Origin of the sequence: Pseudodesulfovibrio piezophilus C1TLV30 (assembly GCF_000341895.1) — a bacterium.
GTDB lineage: Bacteria > Desulfobacterota > Desulfovibrionia > Desulfovibrionales > Desulfovibrionaceae > Pseudodesulfovibrio > Pseudodesulfovibrio piezophilus.
In genome coordinates, this window is record NC_020409.1 from 2,989,319 (window position 1) to 3,015,126 (window position 25,808).

The window sequence follows — 25,808 nt, forward strand, 5'->3', positions numbered from 1 at the left end:
TTCTCTGGGGAGAATCCAGCGCTTCCCACGGCTCTTGATCGTGAAGTCTGGGGCTGATTTATGCAGCCGCATTTTTGTTCAAAACTTCTGTAGCTTTACGATAAGCGACGATGTCGTCCACTGTGCATACGGGCAGGCCGTGTTGTTTGGCAAAGGTCACGATTTCAGGAAGGCGCGCCATGGTGCCGTCGGGATTGGTGACTTCACACAAAACGCCACACGGTGCAAATCCAGCAAGCCGTGCCATGTCCACGGAGGCTTCTGTATGCCCACCTCGCTCCAACACGCCGCCAGCACGGGCGCGCAAGGGGAAAACATGACCGGGGCTGGCAAGGTCGGCAGGGCTGGCTTCAGCAGCGATGGCCGCCTTGATGGTTGTCACCCTGTCAGCAGCTGAAACTCCAGTCGTGACACCGCAAGCCGCTTCGATGGAGATGGTGAAGGCTGTTTGATACTGGCTGCTGTTGTTTTCGACCATCATGGGCAAACCGAGTGACTGAACCTTGTCATCAGTCAGGCAGAGGCAGACAATCCCGCTGCATTCGCGTATCAAAAGTGCCATTTGTTCATTGGTGAGTGTTTCTGCTGCAAAGATGAGGTCGCCCTCATTTTCGCGGTCCTCGTTGTCGGTAACAAGGATTCCACGGCCCTCGCGGAGGGCACACAGAGCATTTTCGACACGTTCGGTGGGAGTGCCGAACTGGTTGAGTAGAGACTGATTCATCGTGAATCTCCTGAATGTAGAAGATGAGTGAATCAGGGCGCAAGGAAAGACAGTAAACGACACAGCCCGGAGGGGCGCGAAGCCGCTGTCGCGCATCATGGCGCGGCGGGGTATGACTGTCATATTCTCTTTCATCCGGACTGTTACCGTCGGCCCCGGAGTTACACCGGGTCTGCTGACCTCCTTCACCCGAAGGAGCGCTCGCGGGCTTTCTGGCAAACCAGATTACCGCCGGTGGGGACTTCCACCCCGCCCTGAGAACAAGTTGAGGCAAATGTATTCTCTCAGCTGGATTTGTCAAGTGTTGGCGGTTCCTCCCGCAAACGCTCTTGCCGCCTCCTGATTTATGGGGTAATCGAATGTCCCATGCATGAAATGTCCATAGTTCAGTCCATACTCGGCATCCTGCGCGAGGAAATGGTCAAATATGACGGTCAGAGGCTCAAGAAAGTGGTCATCAAAAACGGCGCACTCGCCGGGATTGTCACAGAATCCCTCAAGTTTGCCTGGGAGGCGCTCACACCGGGTGGGGAATTTGACGGAGCAGAGTTAGAGGTTATCGAAATTCCCATTCGGGTGGCGTGCGGAGACTGTGGTGAAGAGTTTTCGCCAGAGCATACCCGGTGTATGCCATGTCCGAAATGTGATCAGTTAATCGGTCATACCGTTTTACAAGGGAAAGAAATGCTTATCGATTCCATAGAAATCGATGATCAGCAATAAGAGCGGGAGGAGGAACCCCATGTCTCAGGAAGTCACCATTGTTCGCAATGTTCTCGAAGCAAACGACAGGCTTGCCGAAGAACTCAAAAACATATTTCGTGAAAAAAATATTCTTTGCCTGAATTTAATGAGTTCTCCAGGGGCAGGAAAAACCACTGTGTTGGAGCGTACATTGACCGACTTGAAGGACGAATTCAAGATGGCGGTCATCGAGGGCGATTTGCAGACAGACAACGATGCCCAAAGAGTGGCGGCTACTGGCGCGCAAGCCGTGCAGGTCAATACTGAAGGCGGTTGTCACCTGGATTCCGGCATGGTGCTCGATGCCATCAAGGCCCTTGATCTCGATGGAGTTGATATCCTCTTTGTGGAAAATGTGGGCAATCTTGTCTGTCCGGCCGAATTCGAGGTTGGCGAGGATTACAAAGTGACTTTACTGTCGGTGGCCGAAGGTGATGACAAGCCTGAGAAATACCCTCTCATGTTTCACATCTCAGCCATCATGTTGCTGAACAAGATCGATCTGATGCCTTATGTTGATTTTGATCTGGAGAAAGCGACGAAACACGCAACCAAGTTGAACAAGGACATCAAAGTGATGCCCATGTCAGCCCGGACCGGTGAAAACATGGAAGCATGGTATGCCTGGTTACGCGAAAAGAGGGCGGAAAAAGCGTCTTAGCTCTCGCTTGTGCAAGGATATGCTCCCGAAAACAACAGGTTTTCGGGAGTTTTTTTCGCCCACCGGGAGGAATTCCCGCCCGATTTAGGCATTTTCCCCATTGGCATCCCCATACCCCTGGCGTAGTGTGCGGGTATGTCATTTCCCGAAAATCTTCCGCTTGAGGATGTTTTTGCCTCCATTGCCGATGGCCTGTTCACGGTGGATGTGGACTGGAACGTCACGTATTTCAATGAGTCCGCCGAGCGCATCACTGGCATCAGAGCGGAGGAAGCTCTTGGGCATAAGTGTTGGGATGTTTTTCGGTCCAGCCTGTGCGACGGGCAATGCGCCATCGATGAATGTGTCAGAAAAGGTGGGCGCATCGTCAATAAATCCATTTTTATCATCAAGAGTGACGGGACCAAGCTCCCGGTTTCCATCTCAGCGTCGCCCTTGCGTAACGGTAATGGAGAAGTCGTGGGTGGAGTCGAGACTTTCCGTGACCTGACTGAAATTCATGTCATGCGGCGAAAGGTCAGGGATCTTTATAGCTTTGAAGATATCGTCGGACGCAGCGAAGGGCTGGATAAAATTTTTCGCATTTTACCGCAGGTCAGTCAAAGTACGGCCACAGTGCTGGTTCTGGGGCAGTCCGGCACTGGCAAAGAATTGTTCGCCAGAGCTATACACAATCTCAGCCCTCGCAAGGAAAAACCATTTGTTGCTGTCAATTGCGGAGCGTTACCCGATACCTTGTTGGAGTCGGAACTCTTCGGCTATAGGGCCGGTGCATTTACCGATGCTCGAACTGACAAGCCAGGCCGGTTGGAAATGGCTGAAGGGGGCACGGTTTTTTTGGATGAAATCGGTGATATGGCGGCTCCTGTTCAAGTTAAGCTCCTTCGGTTCCTTCAGGAGCGGACTTTTGAACCTCTTGGCGGGTTGGAAACCATTTCAGCCGATGTCCGCATCGTGGCCGCGACGCATCAGAATTTGGAAGCTATGGTCGCGGCAGGGACATTTAGACAGGATTTGTACTACCGGCTCAATGTTGTGACCCTCGATCTCCCCGCCCTTGCAGAAAGGCGGGAGGATATTCCCATACTCATTGATCATTTCGTGGCCGAATTCAATGCAGTTCAGGGGCGGGCTGTGGAAGGAGTCAGTGAGGATGTGTTACACATTCTGATGCGGCACGATTTCCCCGGCAACGTTCGTGAACTGGAAAATATCCTTGAATATGGTTTTATCCTCTGTCCGTCCGGTTTCATTCAGACGGAACATCTGCCGGAATACCTCCAGGCGGCCTCACGGATGACACAGGGGGCAGGGGGGTTGCATGGGACCATGGAAGAGATCAAATGCCGAGCTGCGTCTCAGGCGCTCAAGCGGAACCATGGTCGGAAAATGGCCACTTGCCGCGAACTCAAGATTTCCAAGGATACTTTACGGCGCATGTTGTCAAGATGCCCAGAAGACGAAGAATAAGTCTTTTTTGTGCAAAACGGGCGCAATATTCGCCATTAATTATATATCATCATTCTGTAGTGTGCTGTAATGTAACGATTTGTTCATTGGCATACTCCATGCTAACGTGTATCCGCTGGCGGGTCCTGCCGGATTGGAGTGGGCTATGAAAACATCCTCCGCGACATTACTCTGTTTGGCGTGTTATCAGGACCGGTTGGCCTCTGTTTGCGAAAATGCGGACGAGTACAAGTTATTTGAAATTCGTAATGATAAAATTTACCCCGCAGGCCTCCTATCCCTTCCCTCAAAGGACCCTATGGACAGGACATCCGCCATATTGGCCTGCGGGGTATTATTCTTTGTCTGTGGCGCGATCTGTTCCACGACCCTGACCCGGCTGGAGGAGAACGGCGTCATTGTCGTCCCTTGGTTAACCGGGCATATCGATGAGGTGCTGATGCGCTTTGCCGAGAATTCGCTTTTCGCTTTGGTGATGCCCGGATGCATAGATACGGTTGGGCGGCAATGTGGCGAGAAGTGGGGAGCTTCCGCAGCCCGAGAGGACCCCTCTCAGGAGACTCAGCGAAAGTGGGGCGGCTATTTCTCCCCTCTTGGTTCAGTTATTTGACATTGCATCAACGATGTTTATCTCTCTCAGATCGCTTGAAACCCGTTTTTTGGCGGTACCCCAATGATAGACAACGGCGGTTTTCACCGCCTTATTTCAGGAGAAAAATTATGAGCGAGTGCAGTGGATGCGCTTCAGCCACCCCGGAGGGCGGCTGTTCCAGCGCTTCCGGGTGTGACCAGCCCGGTGACGAGAAGCTTCAGAAAACACTTGGCCGCATTAAACACAAGATTGTGGTCATGTCAGGCAAAGGCGGAGTGGGGAAGTCCACGGTTGCTGCCAATATAGCAGTAGCCCTTTCCCTGGCCGGGAAAAAAGTTGGTCTTCTGGATGTGGATGTCCATGGTCCAAGTATCCCTCGGCTTCTCTCTCTCAAGGGACAGCGCCCGCATATGGGGGATCAGACGATGGAGCCGGTGCCCTGGAGCAAGAATCTTTCTGTGATGTCACTCGGCTTTTTGCTTGAAGATGATCGGCAAGCTGTCATCTGGCGTGGCCCGGTGAAGGTCGGACTGATCAAGCAGTTTGTTGAAGATGTCATGTGGGGCGATCTCGATTACCTTGTGGTTGATTGCCCTCCCGGAACGGGAGATGAACCTCTTTCCACTTTGCAGACACTCGGACCCACGGCCATGGCCGTTGTCGTTACCACCCCGCAGGGCGTGGCGATTGATGATGTTCGCCGTTCACTTTCTTTTGTGGGACAGGTTGGTAATAGGGTCTTCGGTCTTGTGGAAAACATGTCCGGTTTCGCCTGCCCCGATTGTGGCAAGGTGCATAACATATTCAATTCCGGCGGTGGTGAAGATCTTGCCAAGGAAGCGGGTGTCAGATTTCTGGGCAAGATTCCCATGGACCCGGCAGTTGCCCATTCCGGTGACGAAGGATTTCCCTTCATGAAAGTTCATCGTGATACCGCTACTGGGAAAGCCATGAATGAAATCATTGCCCCCATGCTTGATCTCCCTGACCCGGTGGTGACGGCATAAAAAAGTATGATTTTGAAGATATGCTGCGTACCTGCAAGAGCAGAACGTTTTTGATAGGTTTGTTGGCCTTTCCTGATCCGGGGTGGCCGATGTGTGTGAAGATAAGAAAGCGCCCCTTGAATTTTAATTCAAGGGGCGCTTTCTTGTTTCTTTCAAATGACTAGGGGCGAATGGAAGAAGGAATTCCTCGGGGATTCTATCGTTCGCTGTGGGCTTTCATGGCGCGTGCAAAAGCATCTTTGGCCCGCAGGATGATATCTTCTCCCACGCAGAAGGCGAGCCGGAAGTATCCGGGACAGCCAAAGCCGGAGCCAGGGACTGCCAGAATCTTTTCTTCCTGCAAAAGGGCGCAAAACTTGACGTCGTCCCCTCCCGGTGCTTCGGGGAAAAAGTAGAAAGCGCCTTTGGGCATGGTGTATTTGAAACCTGCATGATCAAGCACAGCTGCCATGGCTTTTCGGCGAGCGTCATAGATGGAGATATCAACGGAACTGCCGAGTGCTTTGCCGAGAAGTTTCTGTGCCAATGCTGGTGCATTGACGAAACCGAGGATACGGTTTGCCATGATAATAGAACCGATGAGCGGTTCCTTGCCTTTGATGGCCGGATTCACCAGTGCATAGCCGATGCGTTCGCCAGCCATGCTCAGATTTTTGGAAAATGAAGAGCAGACAATGGAGTAGGTGTATACATCCAGCAGGCTTGGCACATTCACATCATCAAAGGCGAGGAATCGATACGGTTCGTCGGAGAGAATGTAGATCGGGCGTTCCCGTTGTGCATTATGCTTTTCGAGAATGGCAGCCAGGGCGTCCAGTTGCTCTCGACTATAGACTGCTCCGGTGGGATTGTTCGGTGAATTGATGAGGACCACGCGGGTTTTGTCGTTAATGGCGGCGTCAATGGCCTCAAGATCCAGTTCAAAGGTCAATGGTTTGGATGGGATGGGCTTGAGCGTGGCGCTGTGGTTGTCGGCGTAAAAGCCATACTCCACAAAGAACGGGGCAGGGGTCAGGATTTCGTCACCAGGTTCGAGTACGGCACGAAAGACTGAATTCAGCGCACCGGCAGCTCCACATGTGATCACAAGGCACTCGGCGGGAACGTTGACGCCCTGTTCTTTGGACACTTCCTCTGCCAGGCGGGTGCGCACATCAGGGTATCCGAAGTTCGGCATATACCCAAGAAAGAATGGCTGATCGGCCTGTTCGGCCAATTCGGCAAGGGCCTCCTTGATGGTGGAGGGCGGTGGCAGATCCGGGTTGCCAAGGCTGAAGTCGTGAACGTTGTCTTCGCCGAATTCTTTTTTCAGGCGGATACCTTCTTCAAACATCTTGCGAATCCATGAAGCGCGTTCGATATATCCGGTCATTTGTGATGAAATCAGTTGCATGCTCTCTCCTTGTGGGCTGAATGAAGCCGTTACCCTACGGTAAAGAGAAAAGCCCCGCAACATGGAAGCTGGGGGGCTTTGGTTCGCGTCATATGAGCGATCTAATGTGTCATTCCCTGAGGCCAGACATAATAGAATCCGGCTTGTGGCGGAGCAAGAAAACCAACATCAAGACCGAGCATGTCGAGTTTTCCGATTTCGGTCGCGGTCATGGTGTTGTATGGGTTATCGTTGGGATAGGTGTCTCGGCGGTATGTAACAATCGTGGCATCAACTGGCAGGTGTGCGAGTTCTCGGGTTTTACCAAAGGCATCTTGAATATATCCGATCTGGTCGATGAGGCCGATCTCCCTAGCCTGATCTGCCGTGAAGACTCTTGCAGACTTGATCAGAGCCATATGAGCCGGTGTCGGGTGGCGATGCTGGACAACCAGGCTGTGGAATCGATCGGCATATTTCTCGATAATGGTTTGAAACAGAGCGGTTTCCTCAGGAGTGGAGGGGCGGAAAGGCGACCCCATGTCCTTGTCCTCTCCCGACTTGGAGACTTCCACACCGATGCCGATTTTATCAAACAGCTCGTGCAGTTTGGGGCGCATGAATATCACGCCGACAGAGCCGGTAATGGTGGTTGGGTGGGCTATGATCCAGTCCGCAGGGAGGGCTGCATAATACCCTCCGCTTGCAGCGACATCGAACAGCGCGGCAACAACAGTTTTTTTTGTCCGTTTCTTGAATTCAGTGATCTCGTGATAAAGGATATCCGATGCAGTTGTTGTGCCTCCGGGCGAATTGATGGCGATCACGATACCTCGAACAGATGAGTCGGATGCGGCCAGTTCCAGGGAACTGACCAATTCCTGCACCTGACTGGGCGAAGGGCGGAATGTGCCGGTTTTCGGCTGTGAAGTTAGGACCCCTGTCAGATGAATCAGAGCTAGTTTGTCTTCCCCATGGCCCTCCAGAACAACTTCCCGGAGCGGATCAGTGGGTTGCGCAGAAAAGAGTTTGATCTTGGGAGCGCAACCCGGAAAGAGAATAAGAACTGTCACCAAGAGAATGGAGAGATGATGCCGCATGCAACCTCCGTGATTTTTTTGAGTGTCTCACGGTACGGTGTAGACAGCATCTTGCCAAGCTCCGAATCTCTTATTCAAGAGACGAAGGACTTTATTGGGAGAGGCTTGTCGCTCGACGGTCTGTCCTCCTGCAAGGGGAAAGTCGCTCTATAGCCGTCTGTTCATATTGTCTCGCCAAGAAGAATTAGACGAGCAGTGCGAAACCGAGTCCGGCTGCGACTTCTCCCAGCAGGACGGCACAACCGAGGAAATCTCCATTAGCACCGCCAACGTGTTCGGCTAACCTATGCAGGAAATAGAGAGCGCAGGAAGCGAAGAAGATGCCGACAATGGTCGTCCCGAAGCCAGCGAGAAAGAATCCGAGAAAGGTTGTGAGTGCCCCGGCCACGAGGGCAACGGGCAGGGTTGCACCGTCGATGTAAAGTTTGCCGAGTCCCGGACGGGTCAGATGGCGCACCATGTACCCCAGTCCCACGCAGGCGGCTCGGCCGAGCATGAATGTCCAGATGATGGTGGTAAAGGCTCCGGCCGTGATCATTTCATGGAATAGGATACCCTCGCCGCCGATGATGGAAATCAAACCGATGACGCCGAATGCACCTGTGTGGCTATCTTTGATGACTACCCAGAATCGGATTGGATCGGTATGAGTGGTCACGGCATCGCAGACATCGCCCAGCCCATCGAAGTGCAGCCCGCGGGTCAGGGTGATATTGAGCATGACCATGAGCCATGCCTGAACCCATGGGGAGCCGGAAAAAAGACCGAGCCAGAAGGGGAGTACGACAATGAAACCGAGTACCAGGCCGACCGCAGGCATGAAACGCATGCAACGGTTCATTGTTTCTTCAGGGATGATGCGGGCCGGGGCAAGGCGGGTGAGAAAGCCGAGCGTGTCGAAAAAATTGCGAATGAACTGCATTTACTTCTCCCAGGTCAGAGTGACTTTATCGCCGATGGAGAGGCCGAATTCCTTTGCTGCGGATCGCTGATTGACCGCTATTTCCAGGAACCCCTGGCTGCCTTCAAGGAGTCCGGGGGCACCTTTGGGCATGTCGGCGTATGTGGTAACGTAGGCGAGGGGACCGATGGATGGCGAGGTCATGTTCAACTCCACCGGCGTTCCAAGGCTTCCTGCCTCCAGGTTGAGCACGCAGTTGCCGAAGCGGTCGGTATGCAGGACATGGGCTATGGCCCTGCCTTGAACGACATCAGGGCGTGACCATGCGCAGGAAACAAGGGTGGACGGATCGATTTCGCCGCCAAGCCCCTTGGGGTCGCCTCCCAGGGCGAGCCAAGCAGTCAGAGGTGAAAAGACATCCCGTCCGTGAAAGGTATGTGAAATTTTTTTGGGCGCAACCATGGCCTGCGATAAGTCAAAGGCGTGGATTTCCTTTGCCCATGACGTTTCCAGTGCGAGGGAGAGCAAACCATTGTCCGGTGCGATGAGGAGTCGTTCATCAAGTTGGAGTCCAACTATCTTGCGGTCACTCCCCACTCCGGGGTCAACAACACTCAGGATCACGGCGTCCTTGGGAAAATGGCAGTAGCTGGCAGCCAGAAAGAAACCGGCTTGAGGCACATTGAATGGTTGAACACCATGAGAAATGTCAAGGACAGGGCACGCAGGAGCCTTTTTATTGAGAACTGCCTTCATCTGGCCCACGTAGGGGTCTGACAAACCGAAGTCTGTCAGCAATCCGATAGTCCTTGGGCGTGACATGTCTTTTTTTGCCGGGGTGAACATCTAATAGACCTTTCTTGCTGAAAATCCCTGGCCCAGGACATGAAAACCCGAGCCCATAATAAAGAATGCATCATTGTCGATGGTATAGACAAGCTCTTCCAGTTCTTTGAGTTGCATGGCCGAGATCATAGTCAGGATAACCTTTTTGGGGTCACCGGACCAGCCTCCCGTGCCGTCGAGGATGGTCACTCCTCGGTCCATGTCATCAAGGATGGCTCTGCGGATTGTTTCATGGTGATCAGAGATGATCACACACATCATACGTTCACTGAACATGCCAAGAATATATTCAATGGCCAATGCCGTGATAAAGGTCATGGCAATGGAATAGAGAACGATGTGCATGTTGAGGAAGGCGAAGCCGCCTACGAATCCGATCATGTTGAACCAGAATTCGAATGACCCCATGGACATATTGAATTTTTCCTTGCAGATAACCGCCAGAATGTCTGATCCGCCGGTGGACCCCAATGAGCGCAGGGCCACTCCAACTCCGGCACCGAGAAGTCCTCCACCTGTCAGCACAGCCAGCCAGACATCATCAATGGGGAGTGTCCATGGAATCAGGTCAATGAAAATCGATGTCATGAACATGCCGAAGAGTGAATAGAAAAAGAAGCGTTTGCTGACGAAAACCCAGCCCAGAACAAATACCGGAAGGTTGAGCAACAGATACCATTGCCCGGTGGTCAGGCCGCCGAAGACATAATAGCACAGCAGGGCAATCCCTGACATGCCTCCGGTCAGAAGACCGTGCGGCACGGCAACGGCTTTGACGGAAAATGCGATGAGGAACGACCCGAAGGTCAGCAGCATGAGATTCCAGGGAATTCCGAAGGTCAGGCCGCGCAAATTGTTTTTCAAGGTATTTGTTTCCATGTATTCTCTCCGCTCATGGTTCTAGCGGGTTTTGGCATCGCTGAAAACCTGAAATACGTGACTGTTTGGTCGAATCTTCGATGAAAGTGTGTTGACATACATGATTCTTCATGTAGCGTTGAATATATCCATAAAAGCATTGGGGGATGCCATGAAAGCAGTCAGACGAATCGTGTGTGTCGTTGTTCTCGCGTGCTGTCTTGGTGCGTGTACCAAAGATAAATATGACAGGAGCATGGAGGATGTCGCTCGGAATTGGTGCATGACGATCCGGGCCTCTCAGGTCATCCCGATCTATCCTCTGGAGGAGAGTATCCGGCCCGGTGACGTCTTTCTGGTCGGAGCGCCTCATGCAAAGGAAGTGACGCTGTATAGAGAGAAAGGATTTTTGCCCATGGATACCCATCTGCATCGAATCAGCGGATTGGAGAAGGATTATGTGGATTTCTACGGGGAAGGATATTTGAATGAGTACCCGGCTCCTCCTAAAAAAGAGGTTTCTGTGGCGAATGCTTCTTCGGGACAGTCCTCAAACTCTTCGTTACCCTTGAGAGACTGCGCGAACTCTTCTGACGAATTTGGTCGGCTTATGTGTCTCATCGAAAAACAGAACGGCGCAAAGGGCGGTCGTTCAATGCAATGGCCTCTCGCCGTTTTTCCTTCCTATACGGTCAAGGTGGGGACTGATGCTTCGCTGGGAGCGGGGCTTTCCCTCAAGGGGATACCCCTTGGGTTGTCCTTCCTGCATGCATCTCAAGCTTTGGCCATGGTGACTATCAAGGACAGCTATAGTGTGGGGCTTCCCGTGGATGTGCTCTACCCGGAAGTGACAGCTTGGGCAGCGCGGCCGGAGGCAAGCGAATTGCTTGATGAATATGTCGATGGCCATGAAAACGTCCTCTACGTTCGGCTTATCACAAAGGTCTTTTTGGCGCAGCAGTTCGACATAGCTCTTCTCTCAAACTCCCAGACTGGCGGCAGGGTAAACGTCAATACAGAATCAGCCGAGGGAAACGCGACTGCCGACAATGCAACCATGACCGAGCGCTTGACAGAGCTTGTCATGCAAAACCTCGTGACCGCAGCGGCCGACCAGATGCCCAAGGGCGAGGTGGCTTTCATGTCCGGTTCATCCAGTGCCGTGAGCCTGCGAGAGACGTTGGATCGTCCTGTTGTTCTCGGGTATCACGCTGTTGATATACCGGTTTTTGACGGCGGGAGGCTTGGAGCACCGGTTGCCACACAAAGCTTTCTCCTTGACCGGGCAACGCCCTTGGCCTCGGCCAGGGAAATCAGGGAAAACCGGTTGAGCATCGTGGATCTGAATCGCGAAGTAAATTCTCTATCCAGGACGTGCGCTGTCTTTTTCATGCATATTATGGCGGATAGAAGTCCTGATCGTTATGGCTCAATCGTATCTTTACTCGATCGATTGGTCGCAGAAGCTCAAGAAGGATCAGTGACTGAGAGTTTCTTTGACGCGACAAAAAAAGATTTCGATGACGTTACCGATGACTGGATTAACGAGGCTGCCAATGCATCAACGGAAGAAAGCGACCGGATTTTACGATCGATCAAGGCGGAATACGTGCGAGCGCTCGGGATGGCCCGGCGTCGATGCGAGAGCATGAAGAGCAGGAGGAATTATGAGTGACGGAATACAGTATGAATACAGAGTGTTTCAACAGGATAAACCGTTTGTTTTCGTCTCGGGGCAATTGGAAACATGGAAGGACAACGGTTACCTCGCGGTGGAGCTGCTGGACAGAGAAGGAGTCTGGTATGCACTGCGTTGGCTGAAGACTCCTCGAGGCATAGACGGCAAACCTTCCGATGATCCGGAAGGGCTGGAATTGTAGGTTTTCGAAAGGGGCTTCGGATACGGTCCGGGTGTTCTTGAGAGTGCCGGAGTTTTGCACATCATTGCCAGCCCGGAAAGTTTGCGTTAGGGCCGCTCTCACAAGGAGTTGCTCTCATGAAGTCGACCATAACCCCGGCCCGTTTCCGTTTGGTCATTCAAACCGTTTTCGTCGTTTTTAATATTTACGTTGGTATTCGCTTTGCCGCATTTGTGGCCTGGGCCACGAACAAGACTGATGTCTTTACCCCCAAGCCCGGTGCCGTAGAAGGTTTCTTGCCAATCAGTGCCTTGCTTGGTTTCAGGCAATGGATCACGACTGGGCTCTGGGATACTGTCCATCCGGCTGGCTTGACGATCTTTTTGGCTTTGCTGGTCATGGCGCTGCTTTTTCGTAAAGGCTTTTGCGGATATATCTGTCCGATTGGTTTCCTTTCCGGTCTTCTTGACAGGGCAGGGCGGAAGATGGGCCTATCCCGTATCCCGGTCAAATGGGTGGACTATCCACTCCTTTCCGTCAAATATCTGCTGACAGGGTTTTTCCTTTATACCGTTTTTGTTTCCATGGGGCTTGCTTCGGTCCAGTCTTTTCTCGGCACTCCTTTTAATGTTGTTGCCGATGCCAAAATGCTCGCTTTTTTTATGTCGCCCTCTCTTCTTTCGTTGATCATTATCGCCGTGCTCATCATTTTTACGTTGATTTTCAGATACGCATGGTGCCGATACCTCTGCCCGTATGGCGCGTTGCTCGGTGCCCTCGCCTTTTTCAGCCCCACGACTGTCTCTCGAAATGAAGAGACCTGTATCGACTGCGGGAAATGTACTCGGGGCTGCCCTGGCGGTATTCGGGTCCAGCAGAAAAAGCATGTGCGATCCCCTGAATGTATCGGGTGCGCCGAGTGTCTCGGTAATTGTCCTGTGGATGGGTGTCTGAATGTCACGGTTGGCGGACGGTACTCGGTGCCATGGATGATGATAGGCATTGGTGCCGTTGTTACTCTGCTTGCCTTCTGGGGCTGGGCTAGGGCGACAGGGCATTGGAATGCGGAGATGCCTGCGGCCATGATCAAACGGTTTTATTCGCTGTTCTTCACTGCCGGATAGGAAGGAAGAGACATGCAGTGATTCCGGTTTCTGCCAGGTCGGGATTCATTGCAGGAACCGGGCAAAGCGTGTAAGGAAGCCCGGATAGAAACACATTGCGGGATTGAGGTGTCATTATCGCCCTTCCCAAGGAGGATATTCCATGTACGTTGGACTGAAAATGCTTCGCGACTTCGTCAAGGTCACCCCGGACACATTGGTCAAGGATGCCCAAAAGCAGCTTGAAGAGAATAAGCTGTGGATGCTCCTGGTGGTGGACGAAGAGGGCAAGCTGCTCGGCTACGTGCGCAAGGAAGATATCTCCGCCGCTCTGCCAAGCCATATTACCTCACTGGAGAAACACGAGATATCTTTTCTCTTGAGCAAGCTGACGGTTGCCCAGATATATCGCACTGATATCAAGACCGTGACCCCGGAGACCGAGATCGAGGGTGCGGCAGACATGATGTATGAGATGAACCTGGCCGGTTTGGCCGTGGTGGGGACCGAAGGACAGCTGATCGGCTATATCAATCGAAGTGTACTGCTCGACGTACTGGCCGAGGAAATGGGATACCGCGAGGGGGGGAGTCGTTTGGCTCTGGAATGCGAAGACCGCTCAGGTATCCTCTATGAAGTGGCTGGTGTGATTGCAAATATGAAAATTTCCATTATTTCCACGGGTACATTCTTCTATAAAGGGCGTCGGATCGTCGTGGTTCGTATTGACAGTGACGATACCTCTGCAGTGGGAGCTGCTTTGACCGAACGTGGATACAAGCTGGTTGCTCCCGAGTCCTTTGCCGAAGAGTGGGCATAGTTTTCTCTCATCCATTTTCTTCCTGCCGGGGGGTATGCGGAAGATTCATTCCTCGGCAGCGCACCATGGCTGCTCTCACTGTCTTCTTGTCTCTGCGGATAGCAAAGTTTTTTCCAGAAGAGTGTCCATTTTCTCTCGGCAGCAAAGGGTGTCGGGTTTGAGATCGTCATGGACGAATACGGTTCATTGTGTTAGTGCGCTCCGATAAGGTGTCGAGGATTGGTTTCTCGGTTCTGAAAATTTCGATTAACCCGGCTTATTGGCTGGGGTTGCGGTCCTGATCGGACGGGTCGGTGATGGTTTCACCGGCCCTTCTCTTTTGGGAGAAGGATGTTTGTCAGTCAAAAGAATCCCCCGGAGACAGATGTTTCCGGGGGATTCTTTTGACTGACGGATTGCATGATGTGCCGTGGCTCATCAGGCTTTCCACAGGGAGAGTTTAGCAGCCGCAACCTGAAGAGCCGCATCCACCGCTGGAGCAATCGCATCCGCCGCCGCCACCGACTTCATTTTCGGAATCAATGGTGAATCCGTATTGAGTCATGTCAATGGTCACTTTGCCTGTAGCTTCTGCCAGTTCCTCATTGATGAGAAAGGTAAAGCTTTCAAGTTCCACTGATTTGTCACCGTCGCGCGGTTCGTCGAGGGCCAGGGAAAGCCGCATGCCGCTGCAACCGCCACCTGCGAGATGAATACGGATGGGAGAGACGGTTTTCCCTTCAAAGTAAGAGGTCAGTTCCTTTTGTGCTGATTCGGTCACATTGATCATACTGGTTCCTTTTTTGGGGTTCATGAAAGATTTATGAACGAGTCCCTATCGGGATGACTGATAAAAAAGCGACGCCTTGATAAGAGACGTCGCTTTCGATGACCGTAAACTCAGCCTTAGCAGGAGCAGCTTCCAGAGCTGCATCCGCCGCTATCGGTGCCGCAGCCGCCTGAAGAGCAGCCACCTTCACCGCCGACCGAATTTTCGGATTCAACAACAAAACCGTAGTAGGTCATGTCGATTTTCACTTTACCGGTCTGGGCTTGAAGTTCTTTGTCGATGAGGAAGGTGAATCCACCAGCCTCGAATACTTCGTCTTTATCATTAGGCTCATCCAGAGCCAGAGTCAGGCGAGGGCCTGCTCAACCTCCGGCTGCGAGGTACACTCGGACAGGAGATGGCTCCTTGTCCTGGAAATAGCCGTCGAGCTGCTTACCGGCAGCTTCAGTCAATTCAAACATTGATAGCCTCCTATAGATGGTCGGGAAAAGAAGAGGTAAGAACTCTATGCGGCTTTGTCAAATCGAAATTCGTACATTTCTTGTGCTGATGTTGACCCCCTCTGATTGATGGGATAATTCCTGATATTGCCATCCGGCCAAATTGAAGACGAGGCATGATACGATGAAAGAATGTGGTACCATACTGAATGACAAGGAAATGAACCGGACACTTGAACGTCTGGCCATAGAAGTCTACGAGCGTCATGGTGAATGTGAGACCCTCGCCATTCTCGGCATACAACGACGCGGTGCCGATCTGGCTGAGCGGTTGAAAAAACTTCTGGATGATCGGTTGGGACGCAAGGTTCCACTGGGCAAGCTTGATATCAATCTCTATCGGGATGACTGGACAACCAACCTTGAATTGACCCCCGTTATCAACTGTTCCGAAATAGGGTTCGAGATAGAAGGTGCGTCCATTGTTCTGGTGGATGACGTACTGTATTCCGGCCGGACTATCCGGGCGGCGCTGGAAGCTATACTGGACTACGGCCGTCCCAGGCGTGTGGAGCTGCTGGTGATGGTTGACAGGGGGAACAGGGAATTGCCCATTCAGGCCGATTATGTGGGCAAGAAGGTTGAAACTTCCATGGGCCAGCATGTGAATGTACTGGTCAATGAGCGGGACGATGAGGACCGTGTCTGTCTGGTCGAGGGCGACTAGGTATGGCGTTTACTCCTGTTGATCGGGACCCTGTCCCACAGCCTTGTATTACGTTGGTAGGGATGGCTGGTGCCGGAAAAACCACCCTCGGAGCTATGCTGGCCCGACAACTCGATTGGGGGCAGCTTGATACCGACCTGTATCTTGAATCCTACTACGGGATGCCGCTTCAAACTATTATGGACACCTACGGACTTGATGACTTTTTGCGCATCGAGGATCACCTTGTCAGCGAATTGGGACTGACAAGGACAGTTATTTCCACTGGAGGAAGTGTCATCTATGGCACCCAGGCCATGGCTCGTTTGAAGGAGCTTGGCAAAGTCGTTTTTCTGGACATTGACGAGACAACATTTCTCAAGCGGGTCGGCGATGGCGAGAATCGCGGCTTAGCCATTGCTCCAGGTGCCAGTATGAGTGACCTTTACAACGAGCGGCAGCCACTGTACCGTGCCGCCGCCGACATCGTGGTCCGCACCGACAGGGACACACCGGAAGCATGTGTGGCCCAGATTCTCGAACACATTGATCTGATATGAAAAAATTGACTCCAAAGGCCGCCTACCGCAAACTGGCTTCCATTTATGATCGCATGGTCGATCAGTATTCCGATGCAGCAGAAGCGATCGGCATGACCTGCAACGGTTGTCACGATAACTGTTGTCTTTCCTTTTTTCAGCACCATACTTACGTGGAATGGGCTTATATGTGGGAAGGATTGAATCAACTGCCCGCAGAGCGACTCGAAGAAATAAGGGAAAAAGCCCGGATATATGTGGAGAGTGCTCAGGACTCCCTGAATAGGGGAGAACGCCCACATCTCATGTGTCCGCTCAATATCGATGAGCAGCAGGGAATCTGTGGTTTGTACAATCATCGCCTGATGATTTGTCGTATGCATGGTGTTCCCAATCTTTTGGTCAAGCCCAACGGACAGCAGGTCCAGTTTCCGGGGTGCTATCGTTGTCAGGAATTGACCGACCTCTATGAGGCGGATGGCAGATCAGCTCCGGTGGTGAATCGGACCTCTCTCTACAAGGATCTGGTCATGCTGGAGATGCAATTTGTGGGCAAGAACCTGAGGCAATTCCCCAAAGTGGATCATACCATTGCGGAAATGATTGTCCTTGGCCCTCCGCGCTTTCGGTAGAAAGGGGAGTCTTGGAGAAGAGAATACCTTGCTTCCCGGCCGGGATTGTCGAGCAGGTATAAATTATCATACAATTGGCAACATGGAACAATCTGACGTAAGGTTGTTCCATGTGTGTACACGAGGGACAGAGTCGGAGCCGTCCTTGCGGCAGTGTGATGGGTTGGATGACCAGTCTGTTTCTGTTTGCTCTGTCCTGGGTGGTGCTTTTTCCGGCTGTTTCGCCAGCTGCGCCCCTGGATTCGGTCAGCTTGCAGTTACGCTGGTTTCACCAGTTCCAATTTGCAGGGTACTACACTGCAAAATCAAAAGGTTTTTACCGTGATGTCGGGCTTGATGTCACGATAATCGAGCGTGATCTCAAAGTGAACCCGGTCCATGCCGTGCAGCAGGGAAATGCTCAATTCGGTGTGACCAATTCCGAGATCCTGCTGCACCGGATGCGAGGGGAACCGGTGGTCGTCATGGCCGCGATTCTTCAGCACTCGCCGCTTGTCCTGCTCACAACGAAAAAAGACCGCATATCTTCACCCCATGACCTGATGGGGAAGCGGGTGCTCATGAGCACCAAGACAATGGATGTCGAATTACTTGGCATGTTACAGAAGGAGCATGTCCCCCTCGGTCGACTGGATATCGTGGATCGTTTTTCGAGCAGAAATGATTATCTTGATCCCTCGTTCGACGCAGTTGCCGCCTATATCACCAATCAGCCATATTATCTTGAAGAGAAGGGGATTGCCTACGGGGTTCTTTACCCTGCCTCTTATGGCGTCGATTTCTATGGAGATTGTCTTTTTACGACAGAAGATCAGGTTCAGAACCATCCAGACAGGGTCCGGGCATTTCATGAAGCGAGTCTGAGAGGCTGGCAGTATGCGATGGCGCATCCTGATGAAATTATCGATTTGATCATGGCGGACTATGCCCCTCGCAAAACAAAGGCGCATCTGGAGTATGAAGCAGCGGCCATCAGGAAGCTGATGCTGCCGGACCTTGTGTCCATAGGCCATATGAATCCCGGCAGGTGGGCATATATCGGAGAGGTCTTCAGAAGTCTCGGTCTGACTTCAACGCCTCTCGACATGGGAAGCTTTCTCTATTCACCCAATCCAGTGGGAGATCATGCCGCACTGAAAAAATTTCTCTATATATTGGGAGTCGTGGCTCTTGTCTTGATGTTGGGGGCCATTTCCCTCGGAGTCTTCAACCGAAAATTGCAGATTCAGGTGCAACAGAGAACCGAAGCCCTCACTCTCAAGGCACTGGAACTGGAACGTGCCAACCAGCGACTGACCGAACTGGATCGAGTTAAATCGGCTCTGCTGTCGTCTGTTTCGCATGAGATCAGGACACCCATGACTGCAGTGCTGGGATTTGTGAAGCTTATTGGCAAGGAGTTCAAGAGAACCTTTGCTCCGCTGGCGCATGGCAATGTTTCACTGGAGAGAAAGCGCGACAGAATCAGCAAAAACCTGAATGTCATTTCCGTCGAGGGAGAAAGACTCACTCGACTTATCTCTGATGTTCTTGATCTTTCCAAAATCGAGTCAGGGAGCGTTCACTGGCAGGATCAGGATATTGATATGGCAGAGGTTGCCTACAATTCCGTGGCAGTGGTGCAGGAACTGTTTGCCCAGAATCCGGGAACAAATCTGTTCATGGATGTCCAGGATAACCTGCCTCGGGTTCACGCCGACCCGGACCGTATTATCCAGGTTTTGATCAATCTGCTGGCCAATGCCGTGAAATTCACCGCATCCGGTGAAGTTCGACTCACCCTTGCTTCGGATGGAGCCGGTCATATCGAGATCGTGGTCAGCGATACTGGCATCGGCATCGCTCAGGAAGATGCAGAGGATATCTTTAATATGTTTCATCAGGTCCGGCGGGGTGATACCGTTCGTTTCGGCGAGCAGGGAGCCGGACTTGGGCTGGCTATCTGCAAGGAAATCGTGGAACATTATGGTGGTTCCATTTTTGTACACTCCGCTCTCGGCCAGGGCAGTCGTTTTACAGTGAGGCTTCCCGCAGTCGTCCCGAAAACCGAAAACTAGATCGTCTTTGCCAACCCGGCTTTGGCAAAAGTATATTGTCCAGCTTGAAGTAGGGCTATTTCGTTTTCCTTGGCTGCTATCTGCCGATATTTTTCTTCATCTGGTAATGCCGAATTCCAGACTTTGGAAATCTCACTCTTGACCACCTGCACTCGCTGTTCCAATCGTTCAAGAGAAAAAGTTCCATTCTTGATCGGTTCGATGGCTGCTTCCCGGAACGCTTGCAGGGCTTCTTCCGAAAATTCAACGACATCGCCGAGCAGACGTTCATTTTCCTCCTGTGTCATTTCCTTGAGGTGCATCTCAAAGCTGACATCCTCTGAGCGGGCTTCACGTACTTCAACTTGCATAACCAACCCTCCATGGTGGCTGTGTCCTTATCTTATCGGTCACCACACGAATTTTCTCTAGGGAGGGTATGGAAGTGAAGGAGTCGATGGGGAATGATTCGGCGGAATCTCCATCATAAGAAAGGCCCTCCCGATTGTACGGGAGGGCCAGGGGGCGAGGTTCGCTATGGAGTGGCGAAAGCCATCGGCTTAGTCTGGAGCGGTGGACATGACTGTGGACAATTCTTCGATCTGGCCGGTTTTCAGGCGATAATCATAGATGGCCTTCATATCCTTGTAGACCTGGAAGACTTGGAAGAAACCATGCCAGTGGGCATAATCCGGGCCGTTCATGGCCGTCCCGTGACGGGCGCGACGACCGCAGTGATGCCACAGGAAGTACATCAGCTCCTGGAAACCATCAGTCCACGGATCTTTGCCCAGCAGATTTTTTTCCTGAAGCACGGTTTTCATTTCGACAGCCTTGTCCCAATACGTATTATACAGGGCAACTGCGTTATCAAGCTGCATACGCTGGCTATTGGTATGCAGGGTCGAGTGGCAGCTCTTGCAGACCTGGCGCATTTTCTTGTCGCCTTCCATGCCATTACCGCGATCATTTTTGCGAAGTTCGCTGCGAGCATGGACCAGGTCCCATTTGAGACGCTCGGCCACGTTATGCGTCGTGGTCAATTCGCCTATGCCGGACATGTGGCAGACAGCGCAGGTTGGTGCGTCATAATCTCCAGGTTCCCAGGTGTCGGGAGCGGCTTCAAAGTTCCATTTTTCACTGTGGGCCTTGTAGATTTGCCCGTGCTTGGACTCTTCGTAGATTTCGATCTGCGGATGATCCGGACCAAGGTGGCAGGAAGCACAGGCTTCGGGCTTGCGGGCCTCGGATACGGCAAACTGGTGACGTGTATGGCAGACGGTGCAGTTGCCGACACTGCCGTCTGGATAGCGGGTGCCGACGCCTCCGGGCCAAGTGTCATTAATGGGCTTGTGGTCCGGGCCGAGTTCGACCTGTGTTCCGTGGCACATCTGACACCCGGCGGCACGGCTTGCACGATTGGGGGCAGAGCCTTTTTCAACGCCAAGGAATTCCGCACCTTCATGATGATACATCAGGCCGATGAATTTGGGGACCTCCAACAGGGGACGCCCCGAGTTCATGGCGTGATTCGATTTCAGGAACTGCTCCACTTCGCGCGGATGGCACTTGGAGCAGGTTTTTGAGGAAACCATGGGCGAGGTGTAAATATTGGTGCCGCGAAGGCCCTCGCACTGGCTGGCCATGGGAGAATCCTTTTCCACGACGTGACAGTCATAGCAGGAGACCGTGGCATGGCCCATTTTGCCGTTTTTCCAGTTTTCAACTATGCCGGGTGTCTTCTGGGAGTGACACTCGATGCACGATTTGGCTTCCTTGGTGAAGCCTCGGTGCACCACGAGCTGCCTCTTCTCGAGATTGACGCCTTCCAATTCGGCTGCGGCCTGTGCCGGTCCAGCCAGCATGAACGTCATGCAGCATATGAATCCGGCGACGAAGATCGTACCGAAAACTTTTTTCATAAACCTCTCCTACTCCTTGCCCGCGACTTGTGGGCTTTTCTTGAAATAGTTGTTGATTTCCGAGACCATGTTCTTGTGGCCGACATGCTCGTGGCAATCCACGCAACGTTTGTCCAGATCGCCGATGAGGTACTGCCTGTGCGCGAGAATCCCACTGGTCCTCATGCCTTCCGGCTCGAGGTTGACGTGGCATTTGCGGCAGGCATTGTCGTAAGTGAATCCGCGCCGGTGTTTGGCGCGACCAGCCCAGTCGTACGTGGAGGGATCAATAATCATGTTCATGATGATATCCCGCGTTCCGGTGTACGCCTTGGTGGCCACATACTCCACAAAACCGCCATGCGGCAGGTGACAGTCCACACATTGCGCTTCAAGCCCTTTGTCGTTGTTGCCACCGTGTGTTTCATTGCGCCAGGCCGTTCTGAAAGGCTTCATGACGTGACAGGAAACACAAAAGACATCCGTATTCGTAGCCTGAATCATATACCCCGAGGCCAAAATAACGGAGACGGCAAGAACGACCCCAATGAGCACGCCTGGCAACAGCTTTCGGCTATGACGCTTCTCACTGTCTGCCATTCATACATCCCTTATTTGCAGTTGAACGTGTCAAGAGTGCCCCTCTTGGGCGCTCGCCTTTACCAACCTCGCTGACCGGATTGATGAACGATGCACAATCCGATGAGAAACTTTTTTGTTAGAACAATAACCATGCCATGATGGGGAGAGTGGCACTGTTCTTGTTTTCATTGGCACCACGAGTTGTTTTGGCTGGGAAGAGTCTCGGAGTTTACTGGGAGTGGATAAGAGAAAAATGTCATTTTTTTCTGACATACGTCATATAAAAATGACAGAGTGTCATATAGAGTTGACATTGTATGTGGGGCTTTCGGATTCCCGGTTGGGAGGAGAAAATGGACAAGAAGGCGAAATCAAAAATGAATCGGTGGGCATGGCCTCTTGGGTTGGGTGTGGCATGGCTGATATTTTTGTTGGTTCTGGCTATCTGGTCAGTTCAGTCGGAGCGAGCCCACGTGACGAGCATGGCTGAGCGTGAAGCAAAGGCCTTTTTCCAACAGATGGTGGTGACCCGATCCTGGAACGCCGCTCATGGAGGAGTGTATGTTGTCGCGACTCCCGACAATCCGCCCAATCCGTATTTCAAGAGGGAAGACCGGAGCCTTGAAACCATGCAGGGCATTACACTGACCAAGGTCAACCCGGCTTACATGACACGCCAACTCTCCACCATTGCTCGCTATGAACATGATGTACAGTTCCATATCACGAGCCTGGACCCGGTTCGTCCCGCGAATAAGGCTGACGAATGGGAGTCCGTGGCATTGAGGGAGTTCGAACGGGGAGGCAGAGAAAAATTTTCTTTGGTGGAGACTGGTGGAAAACATTTCTTTCGGTATATGGCTCCGTTGCTGGCAGAAAAAGGCTGTATGCGATGCCATGACGAATACGGGCATAAAGGGAAACGCCTTCTGGGCGGTATTTCAGTCACCTTTCTGGCCGATCCTCTCATCAATGCCCGCAAGAGTTCCGTGGCCCATACACATTTGGTCTTTTCGTTGATTTTTCTCGTGGGTTTTATCGGTATTTGCGGATCCACATATCTGGTGCAGACGAAACGGGCGGAGGCCGAACAGGCCAATCGAACCAAATCCGTTTTTTTGGCGAATATGAGTCATGACATGAGAACTCCTCTGAATGGCATCATGGGGCTGACGGAATTGATGCAAAAGAAAGGGTTGAGCCAAACTCAATCCCGATATGCGGACATGGTCCGCCATTCCGCTTGGACTCTGCTGGAAATAATCACTGATATAACAGATTTTTCTCGGCTGGAATCAGGGCGTCTGGAGCTGACAAAAACGGTTTTCGAGATGAAGCAGCTACTGGATGATGCCCTTGCCATTTTTCGGTTTGAATCAGAGAATAAAGGATTGGTGCTTTCTGCCACCGTTTCGCCGGATGTTCACCGCCTGCTCAAGGGTGATGCTTTCCGCCTCAAACAAGTTATCACCAACCTGGTAGGCAATGCTGTCAAATTTACCGAGCACGGCATCGTTGCCGTCAGGGTTTCATCTGGTGGGGAAGTTTCCGAGGTGAATGGCGGCCGTTCCAGGAATGTTCGCGTCTTGGTGGAGGTCAGTGATTCCGGTATCGGTATTCCGCAAGAGAGGCAGCAGGATATCTTCGAGAGTTTTCGGCAGGTGGATGATTCTTATGCCAAGCATCATGAGGGGTCCGGGCTGGGCTTGGCCATCTGCCGACAACTGGTGACCATGATGGGTGGTTCCATCTCTGTCCGTAGTGTCCTTGGCGAAGGAGCGACCTTCTCTTTTGATGTCATCCTCGAAGTGCCGGAGAAAGGGGAATTTTCCGCGGAGGTATCAGATGCGGAAACAGCTGTGATTTCGTCTGTCCGGCCCCGACGAGTACTGATGGCGGAAGATAACAGTCTCAATCAGACCTTTGCCGTGGAAATATTGGAAGAGGCCGGGCATCCGGTGAGTGTGGCTGCGAACGGGTATGAAGTCCTGGAACTTCTCAGGAACAATGAATTTGATATTGTTTTCATGGATATTCAAATGCCGGAGATGGACGGTTTGGAAGCGACTCGTTGCATTCGGGCCGGAGAAGCGGGAGAACATGCCAAGCGCGTCCCGATTGTGGCGGCTACGGCGTTTGCTCTGCCGGGCGATAGGCAGGCATGTCTGGATGCTGGGATGAACGGATTTGTACTCAAGCCATTGACGAGTGAAGATCTGTTGCAGGCCGTGGTCAAGTATACCGGAATAGCAGGGAAAACAGGAAAGGCAATAGCGGGATCAATGAAAAGGACGACAAAAAAGGTGAAACCAGTTCTCGATATGGCTGGAGCACTGGAGCGATTGGGCGGGAGAAAAGGACTTTTCAAAAAGCTGGTTTGCGCATTTCAGGATGATGCACCATCCAAGCTGGCAGATTTGTCAGATGCCGTCAGGGACGGTCGCATTCAGGACGTCTTGCGGCTGGCCCATGGGATCAAGAATTCTGCAGGCATGATTGAAGCGACCGTATTGTCCAACGCAGCCTTTGCTCTGGAAATGGCGGCGCGTGAAGATCGTCTCATGGAAATCCCGGAACTTCATGACATACTCGGGCGTGCAGCCGAGGACGTTTTGTTCGCTTTGCATCAAATTGTGGAGGATATGTAAATGGCTCGTATCCTCCTGATTGATGATGAGCAGATGATGCATGTCCTTTTTGCGGATGTAGTGACAGAGTTAGGGCATGAATTAACTGTTGCAGGAACATTGGCAGAAGCATGGCCTTTGCTTGAGGCTCTGCAGCATGACGTCATTTTCCTTGATGTTTTATTACCTGACGGCAATGGTATAGAAGAACTGGATCGGTACAAATCGTTGCCATGGGCACCTGAAGTCATTGTCATTACAAGCTACGGGGAGTCCTCGGGGGCCGCATCTGTCCTTGAACAAGGCGGTTGGGAGTATTTGACCAAGCCACTGACTGTCGACAAGATTGAACAGTCGGTCAGAGATGTTGTCACCTATCGGGAGCATCGGGTCGTGTTGCCCGGTGCAGGGAAACGCCCGGTGGGGATTGCCGGGTCAAGCGCCAAGCTTCTCCGGTGTCTGGCAAAAGTGGATGATATTGCCCATACCGATGTGACGGCCATGATCCATGGTGAGACCGGCACAGGGAAAGAACTGATTGCCCGTGCGGTTCACGATCGAAGCAGGCGGGCCTCCCGGCCTTTCGTGACGCTCGATTGTGCTTCTCTTTCTCCGACTCTTGTCGCCTCACAACTTTTCGGTCATGTCCGTGGGGCTTACACCGGAGCAGATAGATCGCGTAACGGTGTCATTGCACAGGCTCACACCGGAACACTCTTTATGGACGAGATAGGTGAATTGCCTCTTGAGATGCAGGCATCCTTTTTGCGGGTATTGGAAACCGGACGATACCGGCCCGTTGGCAGTCAGGGTGAGCAGGAGTCGGATTTCAGGCTGGTCACGGCGACCAACAGAGACCTGGAGGAAATGTCCAGGCTTGGTTTGTTCCGCAATGATTTACTGTATCGACTTCAGGGAGCAACACTGACGCTTCCTCCGCTTCGGGATCGGCTTGAAGATCTTGAATCCATTGTCCGTTTTCACCTTGATAAGGCCTGCGGTTCATCTGATGGATGTACCAAGGAAATCAGTGAGGAATTCTGGGCAACTCTTCGCGCGTACTCATGGCCCGGAAATGTTCGGGAACTCAAACATGCGGTTCTCCGGGCATTGGGAGCAGCCAAGGACGGGCCTGTCATCTATAGCCGTCATCTTCCAACGCATGTCCGTATCAAAGCCGTCCAGCAGACACTGGATTCAGGCGAAAGATTGTCGGCTCCGCTCCTCCGATCTGGGCAGAAATTATTCCCCCGCCTCAAGGACTACCGGGATAAGGCCGAGCGGGAATATGTGAAATTGCTTCTTGAGAAGAGTGGCTGCAACATGAAACAGGCGGCTACCCTTGCCGGAGTCTCTCGGGGGTATCTCTATGAGCTTCTGAAGAAACACGGCGTGAAACGGTAAGACCCTCCAGGTGCGCATGGTTCTGCCTGAAATGAATATGGACCGGTCGAGACTGGCTCTCTGCCAGGAGCGGGCAGGGCATGCTCTTCGAATTTGTTTGAGGCGGTGATGGGAT

27 protein-coding genes and 1 riboswitch are annotated in these 25,808 nt (G+C 52.3%); of the genes, 15 read left to right on the top strand and 12 right to left on the bottom strand.

Annotated elements, in window-relative coordinates; all coding sequences use genetic code 11:
* Positions 1-58: 58 nt before the first annotated feature.
* On the bottom strand, positions 59-724 hold the full coding sequence (gene ribB / locus BN4_RS13915; RefSeq protein ID WP_015416044.1) for a 3,4-dihydroxy-2-butanone-4-phosphate synthase: 666 nt from the start codon (positions 722-724) through the stop codon (positions 59-61).
* Between the two features lie 119 nt (positions 725-843).
* Positions 844-990, bottom strand: a riboswitch (FMN riboswitch).
* Positions 991-1,090: 100 nt separating this feature from the next.
* Here ribB and BN4_RS13920 point away from each other — a divergent pair.
* From BN4_RS13920 to BN4_RS13940, 5 genes are all read left to right on the top strand, one after another.
* Positions 1,091-1,447: a hydrogenase maturation nickel metallochaperone HypA/HybF gene (locus BN4_RS13920; RefSeq protein WP_015416045.1), complete on the top strand. Its 357-nt coding sequence runs from the start codon at positions 1,091-1,093 to the stop codon at positions 1,445-1,447.
* Between the two features lie 19 nt (positions 1,448-1,466).
* Positions 1,467-2,129 carry a hydrogenase nickel incorporation protein HypB gene (gene hypB / locus BN4_RS13925; RefSeq protein WP_015416046.1) on the top strand — a complete coding sequence of 221 codons (663 nt, stop codon included), beginning with the start codon at positions 1,467-1,469 and terminating at the stop codon, positions 2,127-2,129.
* A 135-nt stretch (positions 2,130-2,264) separates the two neighbouring features.
* Entirely contained in the window at positions 2,265-3,599 is a 1,335-nt protein-coding gene (locus tag BN4_RS13930; protein WP_015416047.1) for a sigma-54 interaction domain-containing protein, read from the top strand.
* 145 nt (positions 3,600-3,744) lie between these two features.
* Entirely contained in the window at positions 3,745-4,209 is a 465-nt protein-coding gene (locus tag BN4_RS18185) for a NifB/NifX family molybdenum-iron cluster-binding protein (protein WP_015416048.1), read from the top strand.
* Between the two features lie 110 nt (positions 4,210-4,319).
* On the top strand, positions 4,320-5,198 hold the full coding sequence (locus BN4_RS13940) for an Mrp/NBP35 family ATP-binding protein (protein ID WP_015416049.1): 879 nt from the start codon (positions 4,320-4,322) through the stop codon (positions 5,196-5,198).
* Positions 5,199-5,394: 196 nt separating this feature from the next.
* Here BN4_RS13940 and BN4_RS13945 read toward each other — a convergent pair whose 3' ends face one another.
* The 5 genes from BN4_RS13945 to BN4_RS13965 form a co-directional block, all read right to left on the bottom strand.
* On the bottom strand, positions 5,395-6,591 hold the full coding sequence (locus BN4_RS13945) for a pyridoxal phosphate-dependent aminotransferase (RefSeq protein ID WP_015416050.1): 1,197 nt from the start codon (positions 6,589-6,591) through the stop codon (positions 5,395-5,397).
* Between the two features lie 101 nt (positions 6,592-6,692).
* Positions 6,693-7,670: a signal peptide peptidase SppA gene (gene sppA, locus BN4_RS13950; protein WP_015416051.1), complete on the bottom strand. Its 978-nt coding sequence runs from the start codon at positions 7,668-7,670 to the stop codon at positions 6,693-6,695.
* Between the two features lie 184 nt (positions 7,671-7,854).
* Positions 7,855-8,592 (bottom strand): adenosylcobinamide-GDP ribazoletransferase, encoded by a 738-nt coding sequence (locus BN4_RS13955; RefSeq protein ID WP_015416052.1) that lies wholly within the window; start codon positions 8,590-8,592, stop codon positions 7,855-7,857.
* Positions 8,593-9,393 carry an SAM hydrolase/SAM-dependent halogenase family protein gene (locus tag BN4_RS13960; RefSeq protein ID WP_041721110.1) on the bottom strand — a complete coding sequence of 267 codons (801 nt, stop codon included), beginning with the start codon at positions 9,391-9,393 and terminating at the stop codon, positions 8,593-8,595.
* A gap of 24 nt (positions 9,394-9,417) precedes the next feature.
* Positions 9,418-10,296, bottom strand: a complete 879-nt coding sequence (locus tag BN4_RS13965; RefSeq protein ID WP_015416054.1) for a YitT family protein — start codon at positions 10,294-10,296, stop codon at positions 9,418-9,420.
* A 151-nt stretch (positions 10,297-10,447) separates the two neighbouring features.
* On the opposite strand from BN4_RS13965, the gene BN4_RS13970 reads away from it, so the two are divergent.
* From BN4_RS13970 to BN4_RS13985, 4 genes are all read left to right on the top strand, one after another.
* A complete protein-coding gene (locus BN4_RS13970; RefSeq protein WP_157871400.1) occupies positions 10,448-11,950 on the top strand; it encodes a hypothetical protein in 1,503 nt (500 codons plus the stop codon).
* Positions 11,943-12,155 carry a hypothetical protein gene (locus BN4_RS13975; RefSeq protein WP_015416056.1) on the top strand — a complete coding sequence of 71 codons (213 nt, stop codon included), beginning with the start codon at positions 11,943-11,945 and terminating at the stop codon, positions 12,153-12,155. The genes BN4_RS13970 and BN4_RS13975 overlap by 8 nt, the downstream gene beginning before the upstream one ends.
* A 116-nt stretch (positions 12,156-12,271) precedes the next feature.
* Positions 12,272-13,258, top strand: a complete 987-nt coding sequence (locus tag BN4_RS13980; protein ID WP_015416057.1) for a 4Fe-4S binding protein — start codon at positions 12,272-12,274, stop codon at positions 13,256-13,258.
* Positions 13,259-13,400: 142 nt separating this feature from the next.
* Entirely contained in the window at positions 13,401-14,057 is a 657-nt protein-coding gene (locus BN4_RS13985; protein WP_015416058.1) for a CBS domain-containing protein, read from the top strand.
* A gap of 439 nt (positions 14,058-14,496) precedes the next feature.
* On the opposite strand, the gene BN4_RS13990 is transcribed toward BN4_RS13985, so the two are convergent.
* The 3 genes from BN4_RS13990 to BN4_RS18190 are packed head-to-tail and all read right to left on the bottom strand — an operon-like array spanning position 14,497 to position 15,287.
* On the bottom strand, positions 14,497-14,826 hold the full coding sequence (locus BN4_RS13990; RefSeq protein ID WP_041720417.1) for an IscA/HesB family protein: 330 nt from the start codon (positions 14,824-14,826) through the stop codon (positions 14,497-14,499).
* A gap of 31 nt (positions 14,827-14,857) precedes the next feature.
* Positions 14,858-15,010 carry a hypothetical protein gene (locus tag BN4_RS17785; RefSeq protein WP_157871402.1) on the bottom strand — a complete coding sequence of 51 codons (153 nt, stop codon included), beginning with the start codon at positions 15,008-15,010 and terminating at the stop codon, positions 14,858-14,860.
* Complete coding sequence (locus BN4_RS18190) at positions 14,943-15,287, bottom strand: IscA/HesB family protein (protein WP_083863108.1); 345 nt, start codon at positions 15,285-15,287, stop codon at positions 14,943-14,945. The genes BN4_RS17785 and BN4_RS18190 overlap by 68 nt, the downstream gene beginning before the upstream one ends.
* Positions 15,288-15,450: 163 nt before the next feature.
* On the opposite strand from BN4_RS18190, the gene pyrR reads away from it, so the two are divergent.
* From pyrR to BN4_RS17315, 4 genes are all read left to right on the top strand, one after another.
* The gene (gene pyrR / locus BN4_RS14000) at positions 15,451-15,993 is read left to right on the top strand and encodes a bifunctional pyr operon transcriptional regulator/uracil phosphoribosyltransferase PyrR (protein WP_015416061.1); all 543 of its coding nucleotides are present in this window, start codon (positions 15,451-15,453) and stop codon (positions 15,991-15,993) included.
* Positions 15,994-15,995: 2 nt separating this feature from the next.
* Positions 15,996-16,532 carry a homoserine kinase gene (gene thrB / locus BN4_RS14005; RefSeq protein WP_015416062.1) on the top strand — a complete coding sequence of 179 codons (537 nt, stop codon included), beginning with the start codon at positions 15,996-15,998 and terminating at the stop codon, positions 16,530-16,532.
* The gene (locus BN4_RS14010; protein WP_015416063.1) at positions 16,529-17,143 is read left to right on the top strand and encodes a hypothetical protein; all 615 of its coding nucleotides are present in this window, start codon (positions 16,529-16,531) and stop codon (positions 17,141-17,143) included. The genes thrB and BN4_RS14010 overlap by 4 nt, the downstream gene beginning before the upstream one ends.
* Positions 17,144-17,310: 167 nt before the next feature.
* Positions 17,311-19,200, top strand: coding sequence for an ABC transporter substrate-binding protein (locus tag BN4_RS17315; protein ID WP_162138615.1), 1,890 nt, complete (start codon positions 17,311-17,313; stop codon positions 19,198-19,200).
* On the opposite strand, the gene BN4_RS14020 is transcribed toward BN4_RS17315, so the two are convergent.
* From BN4_RS14020 to BN4_RS14030, 3 genes are all read right to left on the bottom strand, one after another.
* The gene (locus tag BN4_RS14020) at positions 19,197-19,550 is read right to left on the bottom strand and encodes a hypothetical protein (RefSeq protein ID WP_015416065.1); all 354 of its coding nucleotides are present in this window, start codon (positions 19,548-19,550) and stop codon (positions 19,197-19,199) included. The genes BN4_RS17315 and BN4_RS14020 overlap by 4 nt on opposite strands.
* A 189-nt stretch (positions 19,551-19,739) precedes the next feature.
* Positions 19,740-21,101: a multiheme c-type cytochrome gene (locus BN4_RS14025; RefSeq protein ID WP_015416066.1), complete on the bottom strand. Its 1,362-nt coding sequence runs from the start codon at positions 21,099-21,101 to the stop codon at positions 19,740-19,742.
* 9 nt (positions 21,102-21,110) lie between these two features.
* Positions 21,111-21,680 (bottom strand): cytochrome c3 family protein, encoded by a 570-nt coding sequence (locus tag BN4_RS14030; protein WP_015416067.1) that lies wholly within the window; start codon positions 21,678-21,680, stop codon positions 21,111-21,113.
* Positions 21,681-22,015: 335 nt separating this feature from the next.
* Between BN4_RS14030 and BN4_RS14040 the strand changes: the two genes are divergently transcribed.
* A complete protein-coding gene (locus BN4_RS14040; RefSeq protein ID WP_015416069.1) occupies positions 22,016-24,310 on the top strand; it encodes an ATP-binding protein in 2,295 nt (764 codons plus the stop codon).
* Complete coding sequence (locus tag BN4_RS14045) at positions 24,311-25,693, top strand: sigma-54-dependent transcriptional regulator (RefSeq protein ID WP_015416070.1); 1,383 nt, start codon at positions 24,311-24,313, stop codon at positions 25,691-25,693. It abuts the gene before it with no gap.
* Positions 25,694-25,808 lie beyond the last annotated feature (115 nt).